Annotated in this window: 22 protein-coding genes; 6 read left to right on the top strand and 16 right to left on the bottom strand. The window is 65.0% G+C overall.

Annotated features, from left to right (window positions below):
- Positions 1-3 precede the first annotated feature (3 nt).
- Positions 4-903 carry a DUF1028 domain-containing protein gene (locus tag FBZ89_RS11950; RefSeq protein ID WP_145750216.1) on the top strand — a complete coding sequence of 300 codons (900 nt, stop codon included), beginning with the start codon at positions 4-6 and terminating at the stop codon, positions 901-903.
- On the opposite strand, the gene FBZ89_RS11945 is transcribed toward FBZ89_RS11950, so the two are convergent.
- Together FBZ89_RS11945 and FBZ89_RS11940 are read right to left on the bottom strand one after the other, a co-directional pair.
- Positions 878-1684 (bottom strand): enoyl-CoA hydratase-related protein, encoded by an 807-nt coding sequence (locus FBZ89_RS11945; RefSeq protein WP_145750215.1) that lies wholly within the window; start codon positions 1682-1684, stop codon positions 878-880. The genes FBZ89_RS11950 and FBZ89_RS11945 overlap by 26 nt on opposite strands.
- Before the next feature lie 68 nt (positions 1685-1752).
- Positions 1753-2601: a hypothetical protein gene (locus FBZ89_RS11940; protein ID WP_145750214.1), complete on the bottom strand. Its 849-nt coding sequence runs from the start codon at positions 2599-2601 to the stop codon at positions 1753-1755.
- A gap of 484 nt (positions 2602-3085) precedes the next feature.
- Between FBZ89_RS11940 and FBZ89_RS11935 the strand changes: the two genes are divergently transcribed.
- The 4 genes from FBZ89_RS11935 to FBZ89_RS11920 all read left to right on the top strand — a co-directional run bounded on the left by FBZ89_RS11935 (position 3086) and on the right by FBZ89_RS11920 (position 6059).
- Complete coding sequence (locus FBZ89_RS11935) at positions 3086-3736, top strand: RNA polymerase sigma factor (RefSeq protein ID WP_145616773.1); 651 nt, start codon at positions 3086-3088, stop codon at positions 3734-3736.
- Positions 3733-4254 carry a hypothetical protein gene (locus tag FBZ89_RS11930; RefSeq protein WP_145750213.1) on the top strand — a complete coding sequence of 174 codons (522 nt, stop codon included), beginning with the start codon at positions 3733-3735 and terminating at the stop codon, positions 4252-4254. The genes FBZ89_RS11935 and FBZ89_RS11930 overlap by 4 nt, the downstream gene beginning before the upstream one ends.
- 50 nt (positions 4255-4304) lie before the next feature.
- Positions 4305-4763, top strand: coding sequence for a periplasmic heavy metal sensor (locus tag FBZ89_RS11925; protein ID WP_145750212.1), 459 nt, complete (start codon positions 4305-4307; stop codon positions 4761-4763).
- A 147-nt stretch (positions 4764-4910) separates the two neighbouring features.
- Positions 4911-6059, top strand: a complete 1149-nt coding sequence (locus tag FBZ89_RS11920; RefSeq protein WP_186457338.1) for a beta/alpha barrel domain-containing protein — start codon at positions 4911-4913, stop codon at positions 6057-6059.
- A gap of 88 nt (positions 6060-6147) precedes the next feature.
- Here the strand turns inward: FBZ89_RS11920 and FBZ89_RS11915 are convergent, their stop codons facing one another.
- The 10 genes from FBZ89_RS11915 to FBZ89_RS11870 all read right to left on the bottom strand — a co-directional run bounded on the left by FBZ89_RS11915 (position 6148) and on the right by FBZ89_RS11870 (position 18137).
- The gene (locus FBZ89_RS11915; protein ID WP_145750210.1) at positions 6148-6567 is read right to left on the bottom strand and encodes a 3TM-type holin; all 420 of its coding nucleotides are present in this window, start codon (positions 6565-6567) and stop codon (positions 6148-6150) included.
- Positions 6568-6590: 23 nt separating this feature from the next.
- Entirely contained in the window at positions 6591-7007 is a 417-nt protein-coding gene (locus tag FBZ89_RS11910) for a glycoside hydrolase family protein (RefSeq protein WP_145750209.1), read from the bottom strand.
- 47 nt (positions 7008-7054) lie between these two features.
- A complete protein-coding gene (locus FBZ89_RS11905) occupies positions 7055-7450 on the bottom strand; it encodes a hypothetical protein (protein WP_145750208.1) in 396 nt (131 codons plus the stop codon).
- 72 nt (positions 7451-7522) lie between these two features.
- Positions 7523-8317, bottom strand: a complete 795-nt coding sequence (locus FBZ89_RS11900) for a hypothetical protein (protein ID WP_145750207.1) — start codon at positions 8315-8317, stop codon at positions 7523-7525.
- 15 nt (positions 8318-8332) lie between these two features.
- Positions 8333-11275: a LamG domain-containing protein gene (locus FBZ89_RS11895; RefSeq protein ID WP_145750206.1), complete on the bottom strand. Its 2943-nt coding sequence runs from the start codon at positions 11273-11275 to the stop codon at positions 8333-8335.
- 11 nt (positions 11276-11286) lie between these two features.
- Positions 11287-11832, bottom strand: coding sequence for a hypothetical protein (locus tag FBZ89_RS30855; RefSeq protein WP_186457314.1), 546 nt, complete (start codon positions 11830-11832; stop codon positions 11287-11289).
- A 7-nt stretch (positions 11833-11839) separates the two neighbouring features.
- Complete coding sequence (locus FBZ89_RS11885; protein WP_145750205.1) at positions 11840-12037, bottom strand: hypothetical protein; 198 nt, start codon at positions 12035-12037, stop codon at positions 11840-11842.
- A complete protein-coding gene (locus FBZ89_RS11880; protein ID WP_145750204.1) occupies positions 12024-12437 on the bottom strand; it encodes a hypothetical protein in 414 nt (137 codons plus the stop codon). Before FBZ89_RS11880 ends, FBZ89_RS11885 begins: the two co-directional genes overlap by 14 nt.
- Entirely contained in the window at positions 12434-17671 is a 5238-nt protein-coding gene (locus FBZ89_RS11875) for a phage tail protein (protein ID WP_145750203.1), read from the bottom strand. Before FBZ89_RS11875 ends, FBZ89_RS11880 begins: the two co-directional genes overlap by 4 nt.
- Positions 17672-17675: 4 nt before the next feature.
- Complete coding sequence (locus FBZ89_RS11870) at positions 17676-18137, bottom strand: C40 family peptidase (protein ID WP_145750202.1); 462 nt, start codon at positions 18135-18137, stop codon at positions 17676-17678.
- Positions 18138-18250: 113 nt separating this feature from the next.
- Between FBZ89_RS11870 and FBZ89_RS11865 the strand changes: the two genes are divergently transcribed.
- Positions 18251-18451 carry a hypothetical protein gene (locus tag FBZ89_RS11865; protein WP_145750201.1) on the top strand — a complete coding sequence of 67 codons (201 nt, stop codon included), beginning with the start codon at positions 18251-18253 and terminating at the stop codon, positions 18449-18451.
- Between the two features lie 12 nt (positions 18452-18463).
- On the opposite strand, the gene FBZ89_RS11860 is transcribed toward FBZ89_RS11865, so the two are convergent.
- The 4 genes from FBZ89_RS11860 to FBZ89_RS11845 form a co-directional block, all read right to left on the bottom strand.
- Positions 18464-19381, bottom strand: coding sequence for a DUF2163 domain-containing protein (locus FBZ89_RS11860; RefSeq protein WP_145750200.1), 918 nt, complete (start codon positions 19379-19381; stop codon positions 18464-18466).
- A 3-nt stretch (positions 19382-19384) separates the two neighbouring features.
- The gene (locus tag FBZ89_RS11855) at positions 19385-19972 is read right to left on the bottom strand and encodes a DUF2460 domain-containing protein (protein ID WP_145750199.1); all 588 of its coding nucleotides are present in this window, start codon (positions 19970-19972) and stop codon (positions 19385-19387) included.
- A 167-nt stretch (positions 19973-20139) separates the two neighbouring features.
- Positions 20140-20841, bottom strand: a complete 702-nt coding sequence (locus FBZ89_RS11850) for a hypothetical protein (RefSeq protein WP_145750198.1) — start codon at positions 20839-20841, stop codon at positions 20140-20142.
- Positions 20842-21519 (bottom strand): hypothetical protein, encoded by a 678-nt coding sequence (locus tag FBZ89_RS11845; RefSeq protein ID WP_145750197.1) that lies wholly within the window; start codon positions 21517-21519, stop codon positions 20842-20844.
- Positions 21520-21531 lie beyond the last annotated feature (12 nt).

Below are 21531 nucleotides of genomic sequence, written 5' to 3'. Positions count from 1 at the left end.
CCCATGCGGTGGTGGTTGGTCCCCCTGGCCCTGGCCGGTCTGCTGGCCGCGACGGCACCGGCGGGCGCCACCTTCTCCATCATCGCCTGCGACCAAGACCGCTGCGGCGTGGCCGTCGTCACGCAGTTCGAAACCAACCCGGCCATGGGCCCCAAGGGCCTGGCCCTGATGGCCGCCGGCCATGCCCCGGCCGATGCGCTGGCCATCCTGCTGCGGGAGGATGGCGATTTCGATGATGAGGGGGTGGAAGCGCGCCAGGTGGCTCTGGTCGACGCCCAAGGACGCACCGCCGTCTTCACCGGACGCGATGCGATGGCGTCCGCTTACGCTGGAGACAGGCGCGGGCCAGGTTATGCCGTGCAGGGCAACGGTTTGGCGGGCCCCGCCGTGCTGACGGCCATGGAGGATGCCTACAAGGCCACGCGGGGCGGGTTGGAGGATAGGCTGCTGGCGGCGCTGGAGGCTGGCCAGGCGGCGGGTGGCCAGAGCATCGGCAAACTGTCCGCCGCCTTGGTGGTGCGCACACCCAGTGGCTTCCCCTTGGATTTGGACTACCGCGTGGACGCCAGCAGCCAACCTCTGCCCGACTTGCGAGCTCTGGTGGAACGCCACCATGCCTGGCAAGCGGTGATTCTCGCTGACAGGGCAGCCCGCAAGGGCGACACCACCGGGGCGCGGAAGGCGCTCGCCGAAGCAACCCAATTGGCCCATGGCTGGGATCGGGTGTGGCGCCGCGCCGCCCGGGTGGCACTGGCGCTGGGCGACACCATCGCCGTGCACGATTACCTGGCGCGCATGGCCGCGGCTAATCCGGTTTGGGGCCGGCAAGAGGCCGCCGATCCGGCATACCGCGACCTGGCGTCCCCGGTTGACGCGGCTAGCGCCCCCAACCCCGCCAAGTGAAGGTAGGCCGGCGCTTGGCCAGGAAGGCCTGGCGTCCCTCCTCGAAATCCACGTTGCGGGCGGCCTCTTCCAGGAAAGTGGCGGCACCGGCATCGGTGGCGGCCGTGGCGCCATCCTGGACGGCCTGGATGATGCGCTTGGCCGCCTGGATGGAGAATTGCGATAGGCCGCACAGGGTCGCCGCGTATTCGCGCACCGCGTCCGCCAGCGCGGCGTCCTCCACCACCCGGTCCACCAGGCCGATAGCCAGCGCTTCCTCCGCCCGGACCATCCGGCCGCTGAACAGCAGATCCTTGGCACGGGCGGGCCCGACATGGTCGACCAGGCGCCTCGTGTCTTCGAACGGGTAGACGAACCCCAGCTTGGCCGGGGTGATGCCGAAGCGGGCGCCAGCCCCGGCGAAGCGCAGATCGCAATGCAGCGCCAAGCCGCAGCCGCCACCCACGCATAGTCCCCGCACCATGGCGATGGTGGGCTTCGGGCAGCGCTCCAGCGCCTGGTTGGCGGATCGCACCGCGGCGTTGAAACGGGCGGTGCCTTCCGCCGTGGCGAAAAGCTCGGCGAATTCGGCAATATCGGCCCCAGCGGAAAACGCGGTGCCACCGGCACCGGTCAGTACCACCACCCGTACCTCGGGATCGGTCCCCAGCCCATGAATGAAGCCGGGCAGGGCCAGCCACATCTCCAGCGACAGCGCGTTGTGCTTGTCAGGGCGATCCACCGTCAGGGTGGCCACCCCCTCATGTACCGACAGGCTAAAGCCCGGAACCTCCTCATCCATCCTGTCCACCGGTGTTAAACCAACCGCCGGGGCATAGTGGCCGGGATCGACCGGCCCAGGCAATGACCTTAGCCCCTTAAGGGACGGAAATAGCGCAGGACGGACTGCAGCTCCGTACGCAGGCCGGAATCCTCGCGCAACCGCGCCTGCAGGGCATTGTCGCGCTTAGCCAGGTAGACCACGTGGTCCTTGGGTGGCAGGGAACGGTAGGAGGGCTTGGCGGCCAGCGTGCCATCATCCTGCACCGTCGATAGAAAAAAAGAAGATCGCATGAATTTTGAGAACAACTTGTTCGCCCCTTCCGCCGGCTCCCGCGAAATGATCGAGCATATATAGAATAGACGGAAATAATAATAATTGTCATAGATGCGCTGAACGATGAAGAACTGTTCGCTAGGGGCGGAGACTTTTGAGATCAACTGTTGATCTTTGAATCCAGCGTAGAAGTAGTTCGATGCCTCGCGGGCAAACAGTAGAGGCTTTTCTCGCTCCTGGCTGATGCGCTTGCGATAATCGATCAGCGCACGACCCACCAGGGTCTGGATCATACGCCGCTCCACATCCAGATCCGGCGGCAAGCCCATCAGGAATTCCATCGCGGGCAGCAACTGCACGGGATGCGTGATGGCGACGCGCTTGGCCCGCCCCTTGCCGAGCAGAGAAGCCTGCAGCCACTCGATAGTGTCATGCGCCTGCCAGCGCAGCCGGGTCATCATGGGGATGGTGGACAGGCCGCTGGCCTGCAGAAACAGGCGGAACTGATCCCGCCACGATTTCTGCGGCAGGGTGAAATATTCCACGTCGGTCAGGCGAAGGGGCGAGGCGACGCTTTCCCCCGCCACCGGTTCCGGCCGGTGGTTGAGGCTGCGTCCGAAGATGACGCCCTTGGTCTTCCGTTCCCGCTCCGCCAAGCTCATGACAGCAGTCCGTCCGCCCGCACCGCCCCGTCCCTGTCCGTTCCACGCCCCACCCGTCCGCGACGCTTCGCCCGGTAATCTTCATGCGCGGGAAAGGTATCATATTTGATCACATTGATTAACTAATAGCGCGCACCACTTTCGCGAGCAGACATACAAAATGATATTGACCGCCGCCTGTCCGTTCTGTCGCACCCCTAGATAGCGCAGGGTTGTCCGATAGCCTGACGTACCATAGCCAAGTTTGTGTCACAGGCGTAGACGGCTTTTCAGGTGGCGCCACCACTTGACCTTCCCTCCACCGTCTGCGGCCGCACAACCTAAACAGGCAAAATCCGCAAGGGATGCCGTCCCCATGTCCCCATCTTTCCCTTCCCGCAGTTCGACCGTCACAGCTGTGCCCTCATCCGGCGGGCAGGGCTACGCCTATGGCCTCTCTGGCGCAAAGGCCGCGATTGGTCTAACTACGCGAGTGGGCGGCCTGATGGGGCTTCCCTTCACCCGGGACGGCAAAGGCGACCCTGTGCAGCGGAGCGATGGCCAGAACCTGGCCACCAGCAGTGATGAATACCTGGTCGGCCGGGTTGCCCAGGGCGACGCGCAAGCCTTCCGGGTGCTGACGGATCGGCATTTGGACCGGACGGTCACGTTGGCGCGCCGCGTCCTGGGTGGGGCGGCCGAGGCGGAGGACGTGGCGCAGGAAGCCTTCCTGCGCTTGTGGCAACATGCTGAGCGTTTCCGGCCGGCCGAGGCCCGCTTTTCCACGTGGTTCTACCGAATCACCGTGAACCTATGCCTGGACCGCAAACGCCGGCCGGTACACGACACGCTCGAAAACGTACCCGAACCGGTGGACCCATCCCTTGACGCCGTCGCCCTGGTGGAGCGCTCGGAACTCGGTCGGTTGGTGGCGCGAGCGGTCGATGATCTGCCCGAACGGCAACGGGCCGCCATTTCCTTGTGCTATGATGCGGGCCTGAGCAACGCCGAAGCCGCTGCCGCTATGGAAGTAAGCGTTGGCGCGCTGGAAACCCTGTTGGTGCGGGCCCGGCGCGCCTTGCGAGCGACATTGGCGCCCCTGGCGCCATCCGATGCCCAGGACGGTCGACGCTCACGGACGGGAGGGCCGCGATGATGGACGGTATGATGACGATCGCGGAATTCGAGGATCTGGTCGACCTGCACGGCCCGGACCCGGAGTTGTGGCCGGTGGCGGACCGCCCCCGAGCAGCCGGCCTGTTGGCCCAATCGGATGCGGCGCGGGTCGTGCTGACCCAGGCTGGCTTGGCCGAACGGGCGCTGACGGTTATGCCCCTTGATCAGGCCAGCGCCGAACTGCGTCGCGCCATTCTGGCCATTCCCAACACCGCGACCGGGGGGCGGCCAGCCACCCGAATGACAGGCCGTAGGTTGCCCGGCCCGCGAGCAGAACTGCCCGGCCGAACCCCAACCTTCGCCGGCGGAAGCCGCGCGGTCTGGGCGGGCGGTATTCCCGCCGCCCTGGTGTCCGGACTGGCGGCAGCCGTGGTCGGCGTCGTGTTGGGGGTGCATGGCGTTTCCCCCTTGGCTTTGCCATTCAGCGACTCGCGAACCTCCGCCACGACCGAATACATGAAGGCCATGACTGAAATCGATACGGAGATTGGACAGTGACCGAGGGGCGTGCGCATTCCGACCCGGGCACTTCCCCTGGAAGCCCCACCTTGTCCAAGCTGGTGATTGTCCTGCTGGCCATTTCCATCTCAATCAATCTGCTGGTCGCGGGCATGGTCGTGGGTCAGCGCCTGGATGGCGTCCGCCCGCTGGGCCGGGTGAATGTTGTCCGTGGTGATGCCAACCCCAATAACAACACCCGCCCGGGCCCCTATGACCTGTTCGTGAAGAACGCGCCGGAGCAAGTGCTGCCCTTCCTGAAGGATGCCATCGCGGCCCACCAGGATCTGTCGCAGGTCCAACTGCAACAACTGCGGGATGCCCGCCGCGAGGCGGTGCAGCAGTTGAAAGCGCAGCCCTTCGATGCGGGGGCCGCCAATGCGGCCTTCGCCCGTGTGCGCGGTTTGATCGCTGAAATTCAGCAGAATGTGCACGAGACAGCACTGGGCGCTTATGCCCGCGCCTATGGCCAGACGCCACCTTCCGTCAACCCCGACAAGCCGCAGTAAGGGGGCGCGGTTCCACGTCCACCTATAACGCGGCTTGCCCAAGCCCACCGACCATCGTCTATGATCGCCCAGCGCATGTCCTGAGGACGACGGAAGGATGGCCACATGGCCGAGGATAATAAGGAAGTGATGGCGCCCAGCGTCGTCATGACAACGCCCCCCGGGGAAACCGCTCAGGCCTGGCCCCCGGCGGACGCCGTTGGTCGATGGACCGACGTCTATTTCAAGCGCACCCGTACCATCGTGGAGCGGCACGGCGACGTTCCCGTCACCTACGCCGTTTTCATGCGGCGGCCCGTGGTGTTCGCCCCCCGGCTGGCGCTGGACTGGCTTAAATTGGTGGCGGCGGACCGGGGCTTCACACCGGAAATCGAGGTCCGCTACCACGAAGGGCAGTGGGTGGGTGCTGGCGAACCCATGATGTGGATCACGGGGCCCTTCTCACAGCTCGCGGAGTTGGAAACCCTGTTCTTGATGAAGCTGGGCCCCGCTTGTGTCGCTGCTCATAACGCCTTCGTAATGAGCGCGGGCCTGCCTAAATCCGCCTTCCTGGCCATGGACGCCCGCCATTGCGCCGGTACCGAAATGGCCGACCTGATGGCCTATGCCGCCAGCGTCGGCTCCGAACGGGCCAAGCGCAAGGTCGGCGCCATCGGCTTCATCGGCAACGCCACCGATGCGACCGCCCACTATTTCGGCCAAACCCACGGCTTCGGTACCATGCCGCACGCGCTGATCGGCTACGCCGGTTCCACCGTCAAGGCAGCCGAGCTTTATCACGATACCTTCCCCGGCGAAGCGATGACCGTGCTGGTGGATTATTTCGGCCGTGAGGTCAGCGACACGCTCACGGTATGCCGGCGTTTCCCTGAGCTGGCCGCCGCGGGCAGGCTGTCGGTACGCCTGGACACACCCGGCGGACGCTTTATCGAGGGCTTGGATCCTCCGCAAAGCTACGCAGTGTTGGAGCGCCGCGCACCGGACAGCATCCGGGGATACCGGGATGAAACCGAGCTGCGCTACCTGATCGGTGCAGGCGTTTCCGCCGCCGGTCTGCACTGGGTACGCGAGAACCTGGACCAAGCTGGCTTCACGAAGGTGCGCATCGTCGCCTCAAGCGGTTTCAGCCCCGCCAAGTGCCGGGTCATGGCTGATGCCCAGGCGCCCATCGACGTGGTGGGCACTGGCAGCTTCTTGCCCGAACATTGGGGGGAAACCTATGCCACCGCCGACATTGTCGCTTATGATGGCGTGGCCCGCGTCAAAATGGGACGCGAGTTCTTACTGAAACGCTAATTTCCCAAGCAAAAAGCCCCCGGGGTGGCCTTTCCGAATCACTCGGGAAGGCCACCCCGGGGGGCTTTGTCGACATGGTGTGGAGACGTTACTTGACGCCTTTGACCTTTTCCAAGGTCCTCAGGCCGCCAAGGCCCAGCATACCGAGTAAAATTGTTGTCAACTGATCATCAAGCTTGGGGGGCTGAATCACGGCATGGCCAGCAGCCAATCCAGCCACCCAGACGAGCAGCGGCATGGCGATGTACTGATAGGCCAGCGCGGCGCCACACACCCAACCGATGAAGGGACGCCACCCAGCGACAAAAACGCTGTTGTTGCCAGCTTCGGCACGATTGACCTCCAACTGGGCCAGATCCAATTGCTGGATCCGGTCGGCGGCCTCTTTGTAAGCGGCGGCCTCGGCTTGTGCGCGGGCGGTCGGATCCGGAATGAAGTTCAGCAGCTTGGTCACAACCGGACCGATCACGCCGCTGGCCGGCGATAGGATGTCCTGTAAAATACCCATAGGCGAGACTCCCATGACGTCACTCAGCCGGCCTTGAGCAGCGCCGCGACGCGGCTGGCCCTGGCGCCGACTTGGCCGGCCCAACGAGAGGCAAGGGCGGATTCCGCCGCCGCGTCGAACCGGCCCGCCTGGAGATGACCCAGGGTCGTATGAAAAGTAAGCAGGGTGGGGACGCCCATGTTGAATGCCATATTGGCCAGGGCGCGCTGCCGCGCCTCGGAAAGGGTGCGCCACCAGGGCAAAGCGCGGCCCAGCTCCGCTATAACGCGGGCTATGTCGTTTGCCAGCAGGGCATCGACTTCAGCGGCCGACAAGCCGACATCGCTCAGGTTGCGGCCAACACCGATGGTCAGCTTTCCAACAGTGTCCGTGTAAGGTTTGAGGCGAACGCCTTCGTCACGGCGCAGGTCGGCAGCCAGCGCCATCGTATCCAAGGTCATCGATGTCATCCTATCGTTCGGATGGTTGAAAGGGACGCAACCTCGGGTCAGACCACCCCTTGCGCAAATTGGTTGGCGGCCAAGCGGTGCAAATCGTCAATGCGCTCATGCGCGCGGGTCAGGTTCTGGCTTTGCCTGTCCAGCTTGGTGCCCAAGGCCTCAATCTGGGTGGCCAGCGCCGCCAGCTGGACGACGACAGCTTTCATTTCGCCCTGAGCTGCGGCGAAGGCCTGCCGTCCCTGCTTGTCATTGGCGATATCACGCTCCGCCCGTTCCAAGCGGCTGGCCAAGACCGCTACCCGTTCCGCCAGGCCACCGTCTTCTTCCTCTTCGGCCCGCCGTCGGCGCGAGCTGCGGTGAGCCAGGGCGGAAACAGCGATGGCCAGCGTGGAGCCCAAGGTGGCGCTGATCGCCAAGGGGGTTTCTCCTGCGGCGATGTCCATGTGCTCACCGATCCTTATCAGAATAAAAAGCCGCCAAAGGCGGGCGGACGACGGATGGGGGATAACCGATTCTCAAGCCAGGCGCTCGCCCGCCAGGATGGCCTTCACCCGCTCGGGTGAGAGCAGCCCCGCCATCTGAAACACCTGGAGCGCGGCCGCGGTAGCGGGATTGTCGAGATCAACCGTATTGGCGCCCAGCGCCGCCTGGCGGGTCGCCCGCACATCGGCATCCGAGCTTGTGGAAATGGCTAGCCATTCCTCCGGTGTCAGCAGGAAGACGATGACATCCCGCGGGGTCATGGTGCGCGGCCAGCGGACGCGCATCAAAGCGTGCCAATTGGCCGCTTCCTCGGTCGACATGCCCCGGGCCTCGGACCATGCCTCGCCCATCAAGTCGATGGTTTGGGTCGCCGGATCGAAAATCGGCGGTGGCGGTATCAGCCAAACATATGGCGCCTCGACCGGCAGATCCGTGGCCGGATCCCTTTCCAACATCTGGTCTCGGGTGCGGACTAGATGCTTGAGCCCAACGGACGCGCCGGCAACCAGGGCGCCGGCAGCGACCCAGGCGGCATGGAGGGGATTAAGCGACCTAGCGGGCAAATCCCCAGCGCCGTCCTGTTCCGGTACGGTGGCGTCCGGCTCCGGGCGAAGGCTGAGGGCGAGGGCATCGTCATAGGCGTCCAACTCTGCCTGAATCAGCCGGGCAGCCCGGTTGATGGCCAGTTGGCCGGCCAAATCGGCTAGATCAGCCGTGGCCACGTCCACCGGGGGGTCGGCACAGCGCGGTAAGCCGGCCGCGAAGCCCCAGCGGTAAACCAAACTATTGCCCTTGTAGGCGTCGATCATGTCGGTCGCACGGATCATGGTTGGCCCCTCCTATCAGGCGGCGTAGCGGGTGGCACCGCTGCGGTTAACGTGTACCAGGGCGGACCAGGCCAAGCGCTTGGCAGCCACGCCGGTGGCTTGGACGCAGACCGTCTGCGAGGTGGTGTCGGCCACTACCGTCACGTCGCAGGTGGTGGTGGCGCTTTCATAGTCCGTGCCCAGCGTCTGGACGGTGGCCACCGTAACGTTGCCGTTGGGCAGGCGGTAGACACGGGCCCGGCGCTGATAGCCCATGCGCTCAGTCGGCGTGGCACCGTACTCGGTAGCCTCGACGTCGACGAACAGCTGCAGCTCATCGCCCTCGGCCAACGGCAGACGAGCGACCACCGTGGGCGTGGCGTCGGTAGTGGCGACGGCCGGGAAGGCCACGCGGTTGGGGTCGATTGGCGCCACCGGCACCCGGTCCGCCAGGATACGGTCGCGGAAGGTGATGGCCGGCTGGCTGGCCACAGCCTGGTTGGCCGTGGCGATGACATACCCGCCCTGGCGGGCGGACACCGCCGTGTGGTTGTCGCTGTTGCTCGTGGTCGCGAGACCGGTCAGGTGCGCGATCCGGACCAGTCCCTGGAACACCGACGTGCCGTCGCCCTTGGCGGCATAAAGCGCGCCGGTGTCGGGATCATGCGCCAGGCCCTGGACGGCGGCGGAGGTGCCGCCCAGCACGCACTTGGCGCCCGGCTGGAACAGGGGCCGCTCGTCCGCGTACATCCGGGCGATCTGCTCGGGGGTGGCGGCGGTGGCGCTGATGCGCAGCAGGGTGATGGCGCTGCTGTCGGCAATTTGGCTGCCATCATAGAGCGCCCCGACGGTGAAAGGCGCCGACGTGGAGCTTAGCGAGCCGAAGGTGGAATAGGAGAACGCGACATCGCGCACCCCATCGATCCAAATCTCAGCCGTGCGGGCGCGCATCACGAAAACCAGCTGATGCCATACGCCATCCGCCACTCCCCGGCTGGACGTCGTGTTGGCGAAGCTGGTGCCGTCGTTGATGCCCAGCCTGACCTGCCCCGTGGAATTGAGCAAATACCCCTGCCACCAGGCGCCGGTGGCGCCACGGCGGCCAAACAGCAACTGCACATTGGCCGCAGATGTGCATTTTACCCAGAGGGCCACGCTGAAATCCCCGGCACCGAAATCCAGCCCGGAGTTGTAGGGCTGGTACAGATAATTTGATGTCGAGAACCCACTCCAAGCCGACAGGTCGGTCGTGGTGGCCACCAGAGCCTTGGTCAGGGTGCCGGCCACGCGCATGCCCACGGCCTTTGCGGACCGGTCAGGCTCGGCAAGCTGTAAAGAAACCTGACTGACCAGGACTGTCTGCCCAGATAGGAACCCCGTCGCGCCGCCGACCTGTATATAGGCCGTGCCGGCAGATGTGGCCGTGACTTGCGCCAGGACCGAGACGGGCCGGGCGGCTATGCTGTCCATGTAGCCATAGCTGTCGTCGCCGGGGGCAGTGCCGACCCCTATCCGCACAGCGCCGGCGTAGGTGCCCGCGCCGATGGCGACCTGCACCAGGTACGTTTTCCCCGCCGCCAGGCCGGTCAGCGTCTGATAGGCCCCGCCCCAATCGGTACCGGTACTGGTGATCGTCAGGGTGCCACCGCTGGCCGTCAGGGTGGCGCCATTGGCGGCAATCCAGCCGGTGGTCGAGGTGAACGTGCCATTGCTGACCAGCTCCCCGCTGGCTGCCATGCTGGCCGTACTGGTCGAGGACAGCGCCAGGCGGCAATCGCCCACGATCATGCCCGTGTTGAAGGCGCCGCCGCCGTTGGCGGTGTTGGCAGGGGCGGTGATAAAGGCAACCATGCCGGCGGCAGGGTTAACCGGGTCCTCGGACACCAGTGTCAAAGGTGCCGTGCCATCAGGGGCCCCAAGCGCAAATCCGCCCGGCAGTGGCGCCAACGGCTTCGACCATGCGATGCCGATAGTAGGGATGGATGCGGTTGAATATCGAATGGCTCGCCAAGCCGACGCTGTTGTCGTCACGTATGGGATAGGGCCTACATTAACGCCCTGATTTCCGGCTTCCGCGAAGCGGAGCAGTCCGGCCGCGCCGTCAAGTGACAGCGATGACGCCGCCACGCCAGTTAAGGACACCACCTGTCCCGACGCGTGGATGACGCTGATGCCGGAGGTGGTCGCCACGGCGACTGTGGGCTTGGGCAAGCCGGTGGCGCGGTCGATGGGAGCACCGGAAAGCGTCACCGCCGCGACGGCAGTCACCGTGTTTCCCACGAGGGCGGCCGCGCCAGGAACATTGACCTCCGTCATCGACGCGGCATTGGCATTGGCCACGCCGTAGGCGCGGGGCGCCGTCCCGCCAGCCGTTGACCGCGTGATCATTTCGGAACCGACGAACGGCACCGTAAACAAGCCGTTGGCACCCCCAACCCACATTACCCCGTTAAATGCCCAGATCGCAGCGACGCCCCCCGAGAGATCGACCGCCTTTCCGGGCCCTCCGATTTTCGCCCACATAGCAGGCGTCGACTGGTCGCAGTCGTAGAGCGTGACGATATTGTTGCTATCCACGACAAACAGCGCCTGCGCCGGAAAATCCGCCCGACTGCCGCGGGTGGAGGTGCCGAGCGCCATCGTCGCCCAACTCTTGGCCGCGCAGCGCTTTCGCCAAGCCCCACCGTCGCTGTCCCGCGTGGTGTCGTACCAGAACACCGCCACAGGCGCGGACGCCTGGATCTGGCCCAGGAAGCCGTTGAGGTTGGAAAGTCCGCTGACCGCCGCGGCCGCCGCCTGGGCAGTCTGGGCGGCGGTAGCCGACGACGCGGCGGTGGTGACGGCCGCCTGGGCCGTGGTGGCGCTGGTGCCGGCGGCGCTGACAGAAGCGTCCAGGGTAGCCTTGGCCACGTTCACGGCGCTGGTCAGCGCGTTGACGCTGGTGGTGAGGCCGGCGACTTGGGTGGCGAGATCGGTCATGGGCGGGCCCCTTATCGGAAGGCGATGGCGGTGACGTAGCGGGTCTGGCTGTCGGTGAAGGCCGTGGCCATGCTGACCAGCAGCCCGTCGATGCTGTCGGCGGTGGATTGCGCGGCGGCGGCGCTGCCGGCGGCGGCTGTCGCCTGGGTGGCGGCAATGCCGGCCTGCGAGGTGGCCGTGGCGGCGGCGGCCTGGGCCGCCTGGACGTTGACATAGGCGTTGACCGCCGTGGCCGTCTGCTTGCCCAGCGCCAGGATGGCGCGGTTCACCACCACGTTGGTGTTGCGCAGGCCGTGCGACAGCAGGGGCGCGCCGGTGGAGGGGTCGAAGTCCCGCACCGCCTCATAGGCCGTGTTGGTGTAGGAGGCGCCGGGCCAGGGCATCTCCAACGTCAGGCTGCCGTCGGCCGTGACGGCGGCGACGACGCCCACGGGATCGTCCTCGCTGACGGTCAGCAGGGCGCCCGGCGCCAGGTTGGCCAGCCAGGCCGTGCCCGTGCCGGTGACCGTGGCGCTACCGTTGGTGAGGGTAATGGTGCCGGTGGTGTATTGGGTCATGGGGACCTCAGCTCTTGGGGTAGCGGGCTTTCACGGCCCGCCGTTCAGCCAGGACCGCCAGCGTCTTCGCCGAAAGCGGCCGGCTACCTGCCAGCGCCTCGATGCCCTCGCACAGGGCGTCGATCACGTCGCCTTGATCGGGATAGGCGATGGCACGGGCAGCCCGCACCCTCTCATCGGTCGGGCGGTGATCAAGCCGGGACATGGGCGGTTATCTCCAGCGTCAGGTCACGGTAAGGCCAGCAAGTCACGGAAACCTGATGCCGACCCGGCAATGTGGTGGTGATGGCCATGGTGGCGCCATCGGCCGTCGCCGATTGGGCATCCAGCGTGACAATGGCCCCCGTCGGCAACCCTGTGAGGGTCACCGCGTCGATGCCGTCGGCGGCGATCTGCACCTTGTCAGCCGTCATGGGCAGCGACGGCCGCTCTTCAATCGCGCCGTCCACGACATGATGGGTATCTGGATGCCCCATACCGTGCATGGCCTTCAGGCCATCGCGGGCCTGCGCGGCAATGTTCTGGTCCACAAGATCATCCGGGACAGCCAAATCGCCCCAGGCATGGATCCGGCCGGTGGCGTCATAGGTCACGAAAGGGGTCATACCCGGAACTCCGAGATGGTCATGATCGGGCTGATGAAGGTCATGTCCGACGGCTTGGACAGAGTTGCCGTCACCACGGTGCCGGCGGACACCGTGGCCATCAGCCGCAGGACGTAAACGGACCGACGGGCACTGTTGGCCGCGTAAACGCCCGGCGCCTGCACGGTCGCCAACACGTTTCCGTTCTGGTTGGTAACGTTCAGGGTCCCCTGCGACCCCTCGTTCGAGCTGTCGAACACGGCGGTGAAGATGATAAGCATCGTGCCGCCGTAAACGCTGGTCAGGGAGGCGCTTAGGCTGTTGTTGGCCACGGCATGGTTGGTAACGGCGCCCCCGCTGACCTGGGGGGTGTTGACCACATTGTTTCCAAGGCTGCCGCCCTGGATCACAAGGTTGCCGGCCGGGTCCCAGACATCGAAGCCATAATCTCCGCCAATGTCACCGAAACGTGCTCGCTGGCGATGCCCATCCGATACCCAGATGGCCCGGTTGATGCCGTCGATATAAATGCCTGCCGATCCATCGTTTTTATCGTTGGCCGTGGCCCAGATCACCTTGCCGCCGATGCTGCTGGAATTGATCTGCTGGGCACTAATGGTTCCCGCATAGACGATGCTGGCACCGATGGTGCCACTGGTCAGGACGTTGGCCGATAGGTTCTGGATGAAGGCGTTGTTGATCACCACCTGGCCGCCCGACACGAAGAACGGCGACTGCGTCGTGGTGCTGTTGGGCGGCACCAGGGCCAGGCTGTCGGTGCGGATGACGAAGGTACTGCTGCTGCCACTGTTGGCCAGCCCGATCCCGGCCACATAGCCGTTCACGTCGGTCTTGAGCACCCACTGGGCGCTCAGGCCGTTGACGCTGCTTTGCAGGGTGGAGATCGACGCGGTGTTGCCGTTCACCGTGCTGGTCAGGGAGCTGATGGACGACGCGGTGGCGCTGTTGATCGACGCCTGCGCCGATTGGAAGGATTGCAGGCCGGCGTAGGTGGCGGGCAGGCCTGTGGTGCTGTTGTTGACCTGGGCGGACAGATTGGTGATGGATGTGGCGTTGGCGCTGTCGCCATTGGCCCGGGCCGTCACCTCGCTTTGTAGGTCCGCCCGTGTCTTGGGCAGGCCGGTGGCGCTGTCATTCACCTGGGCCGACAGGCTGCTGATGGAGGCCGACAGGGCGCTATCCCCATTGGCCCGGGCCGTCTGCTCCGTCTGGATGGCGGCGGACGTGGCCAGGGCCTGGCCTTCCTGGGTGTAGACCGTGGCGACGGCGCCGCCTTCCACCTTCACCTGCCGGAAGGCGATGGCCGTGCAGTTGCTCAGGCCGCTGGCCACGAACCGGGCCACCATCTGGGTGGTGCCGGCCGGCGCCGTGGCGCTGACGGCATGGGCCGCCCGCGTGCCGGGCGCGCCCAGGCCGTGACTGGTGCCGATGGGGTTTTGCGGACCATCCAGCAGGACGTTACCGGCCGCGTCCCTGAAAATCAGGTCGAAGTAGACCTGGCCGGCCCCGCCCGGGTTCAGGATCATATGGCTGTCGCCGGTGATGGTGTAGGTCGCGCCGGCCGTGCAGTACATCGAGGGGCTGGACACCGCCACCACCCCCGATGGGTTGGCCAGGTAGCCGATCAGGCCGGCCGTGGCCTCTGTGACGGCCGACATGGCGCCCAGCGTCCAACTCCCGATGTCGGGACACAGATTGGGATTGGGCCCGACATAGGCCGTCAGGCTGGTGATGGAGGTCGACAAGGCGCTGTCGGCATTGGCCCGGGCCGTCTGCTCGGCTACCAAGTCCGCCCGCGTCTTCGCCAAGCCGGTGTTGCTGTCGTTCACCTGGGCCGCCAAGGCGCTGGTGGCGCTGGCGTTGGCGCTGTCGGCGGTGGCGCGGGTGTTGGCCTCGTTGCTGATGGCGGCGAAGGCCGCCGCCAGACCGGTGGTGGGGTCGTTGACCTTGCTGGCCAGGGTGGTGATGGATTGGGCGTTGGCGCTGTCGCCGTTGGCCCGGGCGGTCTGTTCCGTCTGGATGGCGGCGGCGTTGCCGTTGATCGCCGCCGTCAGGGTGGTGGTGGTGGTGGCCAGGCTGCTGGCGGTGGTCTGCTGCGCCTGGCTGACGGTGTCGATATGGGCCTGCAACTGGCCGGCGCTGTCCAGGATGGCCTGCGCCCGCGTGGCCGCCTCCAGTTGGATGGCCTGTACGCGGGCCGCCGCCTCCGCCGCCACCTGGGCCGCGACGCTGCCGGCCACGTCGGTGCCGCCGGTCACCAGGCCCAGCGTGTTCACCAGGTCCGTCACCAGCTTGTCCTTGCCGATGGTGTTGGCGGCGATCTGGGCCGAGGTCACATAGGGCACCAGGAACTGCAAGGGCGCGCTGATGGGGCAGCCGGCCGTGCCGAAGGTGTCGAAGGTCTGGCACACGACGTAATAGGTCTGCCCCGCCGTCAGGCCAGCCACCACCAGCGGCGCGGTGCTGCCGCTGGCCGCCGGCACCCCGCTGGTATCGACCGTCGCGGCAGGCCCCACCCAGACATTGACTCCGGCGAAGTCCAGCGCGTCCTGGCCCGTGGGCGCGATGAAGCCGAACAGGGTGCTGGCCGTGGTGGGCAGTGCCGTCAGCTGCACCTGTGCCGGAACGGGGTTGTTGACCGTGAGGGTGGTGGCCTTGCTCTCGCCGCCCAGCTTGTCGCGGATGGTGACGCTGAAGGTCAGGCGGCGGTGCGGGCCGCCGGCGTCCTTCGCGTTCATCTCGAAGGTGTAGTAGTACTCCTCGACCGTGACCGGGTCGGTGCGCAGGACAGCGCCGCTGTCCGGCTCGATGACGGTGACGGCGTAGGCCTGGAAATACGGGTTCACATAGCCGGACCCGGCGCCATAGGGCTGGTTGCCCAGGCTGGCGCTGGTGGCGGGGAAGTTGCCCTGCCACACCAGGTGGATGTCCCGGCCCACGAACTCGGTATCCAGGCCCTGGCCGTACAGCTCCAGGTGGGTGACGCTGGCGCCGCCCAGGACACCGCCCACCTCGATGCTGACGGCGGGGCCCCAGGCGGAGCGCACATCGGTGCCGATGCCGCTGGCCGCCTGCACGGTATAGGTCACCGCCTGCGTCACGGGCATCAGCAGGGTGTCGGTCGATCCGGCCGGCACCTTGACCTGCTGCCAGTCGGTGACGCCGCCGCTGCCGGCCACGCCCCAGCGCAGCACGGTGTCCGTGGACATGCCGGCGTTAGCTGGCGTCCAGCGGGCACGGATACCCAGCTGCACCGTGCCGTCGGCCAGCACGGCGTTCTCCACCGCCAGGGTCAGGTCCGTGGGCACCGGGAGCACGCCCACCGCCCCAACCGGGTTATAGAGGTAGGCGTCCACCTCCGCCAGGCTGCGCTCCGCCGCCTGGAAGATGTTGAAGCTGGTCAGCTTGATGTACAGCGTCTGGCCGATATAGGCGGCGGGCAGGTCGTACTTGAAGACGGCCTCGTCCAGCCGCAGGAAGGGCGTGCCCGCCGGGTGGTCCACAGCCCCGGTACCGTACAGGCCCCGGCTAAGGTCAGCGAGATGATAGGCGGCGCTGCCTGTCAGGATGGCCGGGCCGTAGGCGACCATCTCCGCCCCCACCAAGCTGAGCGTGCGCCCAGCGGCGGCATCGGCGGCGCTGCCGCCCGCGAGCTTCAGGCGGGTGGTGGCCAGGCTGACATAGGCATCCGTCGCCCCTACCGCCAGGTCCTGGCCCAGCGTGCCCAGCCGTGCCGGCGCCGTGATCTGCCCTACCCGCTGATAGGTCAGGTCATCGACCGACACCCAGACGGAACAGCCGCCCCAGTTGGGCGATAGGCCGGTGGCGCCGATCCACACCTGCTGCACGCCGCCAGAAAGGCCAGGCGACGGCTCGAAGATCACGGGGTCGGCCAGGTCGCCTGGGTCCACGCCGGTGTTCAGGGGCGTGTTGCTGGTCACGGGCGTGGGGTAGAGCGTTGCCGTGCCGATACCGGCCGGCAGTTCCTCCGCCGTGAAGGTCAGCAGGCCGTCTTCATCCTCATCGATCTGGGTGACACGAACGGGGAACTTGGCCAGGCCCAGGGCGGCGTCGGTCAGGGTGACGATGTCGCCCGGTTCCAGCAGGGCGAAGGTCCAGGCCAGCTTGAACTGGTAGGAGTTGCGGACGTAAAGCTGGCGCTGAAGGATCAGGGTGGCGATGGCCGATGCCGTGGCGGCGTTGCAGATCTCATGGGCCTGCACCGGGTCGCCGGTGCGCAGGCCGTAGGCGTCGATGGCCGCCAGGTCGCGCACCTCCGCCGTCGCGGTCTGATAAGAGTTGTCGCGGTCCTTGTATTCCACCTTGGCGGTGTTGGTGGCGTCGGCCGGGTCGGAGCGGCTGAGCGTCACCGGATCGTCGCCCGAACCGGCGATGAAGTCGTCATCGGTCAGGTCGTAGACGGGCGTCAGGTCGGGCGTGAAGGTGACGCCGTTGCCGGTCAGCGCCTGATCGCCCAGCGGCAGCGCCCGCACCTGGTCGCCGGACCAATAGATCAGGGTGTTGGTCAACTGGGCCCAGCGGTTAACGATATCGCTGGCGGCCTCCTGCTGCGCCAGCAGGGGCGACATCAGCAGGCCGGCGGCGGCGCAATAGCTGCGCCAGGCGCCGAGGTCCCCGATGCGATCGGGGGGCAGGCCCACGCCATAGCGCTCATTGGTCAGGAAATCGACCAGGATGTCGGCGGGGTTGGCATCGAAGGCGCTGGGGCCAGTGCGGGCCACGGCGTTCGACTGCACCTCGAAATTATGGTTGGGCAGGCTGGCGCTGCTGCCCAGGTCATAGGAGGGTGAGGCGACATAGGCGGTGTGCGGGTAGGACAGCGCCTCGTCCGGATGGCTGGTGTAGAGCGAGGCGAAGGGCGCCTGGCCAGCGGTGCCGGTGAACAGGGTCAGGTTCAGCTTGGCCAGGCTGGTGTCGGTCTTGTCCGCCCACACGCGTCCAATACCGGCAATCTCCCCCTCGCATAGGCCCATGGCCACGGCGCAGTTGTAGACCTGGGTGGTGGACTGCGACCCGCCGCCCTTGCCGCCGCCGGTGTCGCTGGCCACGGCCTTGGACGTGAAATCATTGTACCAGAACAGGTTGGGGGCAGCGCGTTGGGTGCCCCACAGCAAGGGGATGGGCAGGCCGGCGGCGCTGGTCTGCACCTGTAGGCCGGTGTAACTGGGCTTGGTGTCGGCATTGGTCTTGCCGCCGCCGAATAGGCCGGACATGGCATCAACCCCACAGGCTGTAGAAGATCAGGGGACGGTCGAGGAAAGGCAACTGGCGCAGGTCGCCCACCACGCAACGGCCGTCCCGGGCATAGGCGTGGACCAGCTCAAAGCGGCCGGTCATGACGGCGCCGTGGCTGAAGCACCGGCCGAAGCGCGCCAGCACTACGTCGCCGGCCTGCGGGGGCCGCTCCGCTGGATCGAAGGGCCGGCCGAAGCGCGCCGCCCAGTCGATATAGCGCTCATCGGAGCGGTGCAGGTGCCAGTCGGGCGGATAGGGGCGCGGGTCGAAGGGTGGCAAGACGCCGGTGTCCACGAACACGCGCACCAGCAGCATGGAACAATCGACGCCGGCCCCCTTCACATCGGCCAGTTGGTGATAAGGCGTGCCCACCCAGCTGAATGCCTCCGCGACCACGGCAGCGCGCTGGGCGGCTTCACCGCCGACAGCCGGAATGTCCGTCATGGCGGAGCCTCCATTCGGATTGATTTGACGCTCACACGCGCGGATGAACAGGCGTAGACTACGGCCTTGAAGTCGCCCGGCCATCCGGGCCTCCCTCTTCAGCGAGGACAGCCATGGCAGAGAAGACGCAAGGCTTCTGGAGCGATCTGCTGCTGGAAGAATTCGTGGAAAGCCTGGAGTGGGCACGATCGCCGCTACCCCTGATCATTCCCCCGCCGGATCAACTGGCGGACATGGCAGCGAACATGGTGCCGGCCAGCCTCAGGCGGCCCGGACGTGTTCACTTAACCCCGCCGGTGCTGCCCTATCATTGAGTGCAGCAGCACTCAAGCCGCCGTCTCCGCTGCCGGGATGTAGGGGAAGGCGCGGATGTTGGCCAGGTTGTTGAATCGGGCCTTGCAGGTGGTGGCGGTGTGGTCGCAGCCATAGGTGATGGTGAATGGGTCGCCCACAGCCGGGGCATGCGGCAGGGGATAAGCCAGGCCCATGTTGCCGCCGCTGACCGCCTTGATGGCTCGCACCACCCCGGCGTTGACGCCACCGGTGAAGCTGATGGCGCCCTGGACGAAGGCCTGGGGATCGACCGTGGCGCCGGCCCCATCTGGGACCAGGGCGGCCAGTGGCGTTGCCGGTACGATGGTGCCGACAATCGACCCCTGGCCCACGCTGTTGCTCCAGGTGTAGCGGGAGCGCAGCAGGGTGCAGCCGCTGTCGTACAGGGTGTGCAGGCAGTTGGCCTGGTAGAGGTTGCGCGGCATCTGCTGGTCCAGCAGCAGCAGGTCACCCTTGACCGTCAGCGTGGCCCGCGCCCGACCGGCCAGGGCGGTGGACACGCGGCCCTCGAACAGCGGAACGGTGCCGAAGGCGGCGGTGCTGGCGCTGGGCATCAGCGCCCGTTCCAGCCGGATGCGGGCGCCGTCGAAGCCACCGTTGTTGACGAAGGCGTTGACCGGCACGTCGCCCAGCAGCTCACTGGCGGCGCTGTCGATGGTGAGTTCCATCTGCGGCACCTCCAGTTGCGCCTTGCTGGACCAGGTGGTGCGGGCGATGCGGGGCCCGGTGGCCAGCCAGGTGTTGCCGCCGTAGCTGATGGCCCGGTCGGTGTTCGTCCAGCGCCAGACCGTGCCGGTGGGGGCGCTGGGGTTGCTGACCTGGGCCGTCAGGGTGACGGTGAACAGGTCCGCCGACCACAGGTTGGGCGTGGTCCGCAGCCATTGGATGAAGGCGGTGTCGGTGGAGCGCATGGCTCAGGCCCTCACGCTGATCAGGTTGACCTGTTTCGCCTGCCACAGCTGGGCGGCGAACTTCTCGAACTCCAGGCCGTCTTCCTTGAAGCGGCACAGGAAGGCGTATTGGAAATCGGCGGTGATGACGGCACCGTTGGCCGGCGGGCTGCTGAAGGTCAGGACGTTGCCGGCGACGCTGTAGCCGGAGGTCTGGCGGGCGCCGCCGACATAGACCGTGACGCCGCCGATGACGCCGCCCACCGGCTCGACATAGCCGCCGAAGGTGCGGACCAGGGTGAACGACGTGGACACACCGTCACCCACCGCGATGGTCTGGGCCGTCGCTTGGCTGTCATCCGGATCCTGGAACAGGAAGGGCGTGAACGCGCCCTGCATCTGGAGATAGAAGCCCAGCAGCTGCCTCAGCTCGTTGGCCGTCGCCGTGTCCCGCAGGAAGTCGTAGGTCAGCACGAATTCCCAGATGGGCGCCGACCACATGGCCATGCGCGTCTCCCGGCCGGACGCCGCCGTGGCGATCTTGGTCGAGAAGGTGGGCTTCTTGGTAACGGAATATCCCAGGCCCGCCAGGGCCGGATAGATCGCGGTCATGACGCAGCCTCGTTCAATATTTTGGCCTGAAAGCAACCGCAAAACTGAATTTTAGTAACAGGGCGGATTCGCTTTGTTTTAAAGAACAATTTTTATCTATAAATGAAATTCAATTTATAGATATCGGCAATATATTCAATCTCCATAGGCCATTGACAATATATTATTCAATAATCCTCCGTTATTATAAATTTCTTTTCTTCGTATTTAACGTTTACGCCACATATTTTTTGAAAATATCCGTAATTAGTATAATTCTTAATGATCTTGTTGTATATAAAATCGTTTAAATAATTCTCCGACAAATTTGGACACGCGGTTGTCAGAATGGGGTAAAATATCCTGTACAATCTAAAAATTCTAATTTCATCAGGAGATTTTACATGCTCCAGTAAAATTGCAAGATCTCTGAGATCAATACTGATGCTATCGACGTAACGATATTCCGAATCATCAGTAGTTAACGTAACGCCAAAAATATCCAAATATGGCTTGTCGTTCACAGATGCGTTCACGTAAATTATGGTCTTTGGTCTTATTCTGGCACCAGGGGCCACAGGATCATCACCTAAAAGTGATTGGCCTTGCGACCGTGTGAACGTAAGATCTGTGAACATCGTCATGCCAAGACTGGCTATGCATTGGACAGCTGGCAAATTGATACAGCCCGGCCGTTCCCTGCCACTGCGTATCGCGTCTTGATGCCGGAGCAGAGCGAGCCTCTGCGGATCCCTGGTCAGGAACGATTCAGGGGAAACATCTCCGGAACCGGAGGGTGCAATGGCGGCGGACGCTTGCCTCGACCAAGCCGGCGCGCATGCTGCGATAAAAATCACCAAACCCATCATGATGATTTCTTTATTTATCATTTATTTATTCCCCAACTGCTTTACCACTATATATTCGCTAATTTCAGAAAGTGGGCGCCAGTGTTTCTCGGCCCAATATCTCTCCTGTCTATTTAATTTTATTTTGCGCACTTCCACCTCTTTGTACACAGCGTATCCACAAAATCCCCCCGGGACATGATTTGCGGTGGGGCGACTGGCGCTGGCACCCACATTGTAGGAATCAAACACATCCAGATACAGAAACTCGTAAAGCTTTTTCCGATCAAGGCCAGGACAGGTGCGCGCAAAAATGAGCCGGAAAAGATCATAAATCTGGTAGCGGTCGAATTCCTCTTCGGTCCTTGCCCCAAACAACATCACCTGAGCATCAACCATTGTGATTCGTATACTTTGAACATTCCGCTCCGTCCCTTCATCGACAATAAGCGAAACGCCATAATTTGTGCCCTTGGCAGGCCCCTTGTGCGTGGAAGAACCATTCGTGAGAACATCCAGTTCAATCGACGCCGCCAAGCCCGGCCGTCCCGTAAGGTCAGGCGGCGTATCCCCGAACAGGGTTTGCTCGGGGCGGGGAAACATTCGGACACGCGCAATCGTCGCCAAACTCGCCAGACAACGGGCCGCTGGCACATTCATGCAGGCCATCGTCTCTTGGCCCGATTGGATCAGTCCTTGATGACGTCGAACCTCCAACAACTGGGCGTCCTG

Origin of the sequence: Nitrospirillum amazonense, from assembly GCF_007828045.1 — a bacterium.
In the GTDB taxonomy this organism is placed as follows: Bacteria; Pseudomonadota; Alphaproteobacteria; order Azospirillales; family Azospirillaceae; genus Nitrospirillum; species Nitrospirillum amazonense_C.
Note: the sequence above shows the minus strand (reverse complement) of the source record. Positions and strands in the feature narration are given on the sequence as shown.

Coding starts and splice junctions, on each gene's coding strand:
- FBZ89_RS30855 (WP_186457314.1), bottom strand. CDS start 11,832: ATGACCCAATACACCACCGGCACCATTACCCTCACCAACGGTAGCGCC.
- FBZ89_RS11860 (WP_145750200.1), bottom strand. CDS start 19,381: ATGCGCTCCACCGACACCGCCTTCATCCAATGGCTGCGGACCACGCCC.
- FBZ89_RS11945 (WP_145750215.1), bottom strand. CDS start 1,684: ATGGATGAGGAGGTTCCGGGCTTTAGCCTGTCGGTACATGAGGGGGTG.
- FBZ89_RS11850 (WP_145750198.1), bottom strand. CDS start 20,841: ATGATAAATAAAGAAATCATCATGATGGGTTTGGTGATTTTTATCGCA.
- FBZ89_RS11895 (WP_145750206.1), bottom strand. CDS start 11,275: ATGACCGATCTCGCCACCCAAGTCGCCGGCCTCACCACCAGCGTCAAC.
- FBZ89_RS11950 (WP_145750216.1), top strand. CDS start 4: ATGCGGTGGTGGTTGGTCCCCCTGGCCCTGGCCGGTCTGCTGGCCGCG.
- FBZ89_RS11880 (WP_145750204.1), bottom strand. CDS start 12,437: ATGACCCCTTTCGTGACCTATGACGCCACCGGCCGGATCCATGCCTGG.
- FBZ89_RS11870 (WP_145750202.1), bottom strand. CDS start 18,137: ATGACGGACATTCCGGCTGTCGGCGGTGAAGCCGCCCAGCGCGCTGCC.
- FBZ89_RS11865 (WP_145750201.1), top strand. CDS start 18,251: ATGGCAGAGAAGACGCAAGGCTTCTGGAGCGATCTGCTGCTGGAAGAA.
- FBZ89_RS11855 (WP_145750199.1), bottom strand. CDS start 19,972: ATGACCGCGATCTATCCGGCCCTGGCGGGCCTGGGATATTCCGTTACC.
- FBZ89_RS11915 (WP_145750210.1), bottom strand. CDS start 6,567: ATGGGTATTTTACAGGACATCCTATCGCCGGCCAGCGGCGTGATCGGT.
- FBZ89_RS11885 (WP_145750205.1), bottom strand. CDS start 12,037: ATGTCCCGGCTTGATCACCGCCCGACCGATGAGAGGGTGCGGGCTGCC.
- FBZ89_RS11940 (WP_145750214.1), bottom strand. CDS start 2,601: ATGAGCTTGGCGGAGCGGGAACGGAAGACCAAGGGCGTCATCTTCGGA.
- FBZ89_RS11930 (WP_145750213.1), top strand. CDS start 3,733: ATGATGGACGGTATGATGACGATCGCGGAATTCGAGGATCTGGTCGAC.
- FBZ89_RS11910 (WP_145750209.1), bottom strand. CDS start 7,007: ATGACCTTGGATACGATGGCGCTGGCTGCCGACCTGCGCCGTGACGAA.
- FBZ89_RS11875 (WP_145750203.1), bottom strand. CDS start 17,671: ATGTCCGGCCTATTCGGCGGCGGCAAGACCAATGCCGACACCAAGCCC.
- FBZ89_RS11900 (WP_145750207.1), bottom strand. CDS start 8,317: ATGATCCGTGCGACCGACATGATCGACGCCTACAAGGGCAATAGTTTG.
- FBZ89_RS11935 (WP_145616773.1), top strand. CDS start 3,086: ATGGGGCTTCCCTTCACCCGGGACGGCAAAGGCGACCCTGTGCAGCGG.
- FBZ89_RS11920 (WP_186457338.1), top strand. CDS start 4,911: ATGACAACGCCCCCCGGGGAAACCGCTCAGGCCTGGCCCCCGGCGGAC.
- FBZ89_RS11905 (WP_145750208.1), bottom strand. CDS start 7,450: ATGGACATCGCCGCAGGAGAAACCCCCTTGGCGATCAGCGCCACCTTG.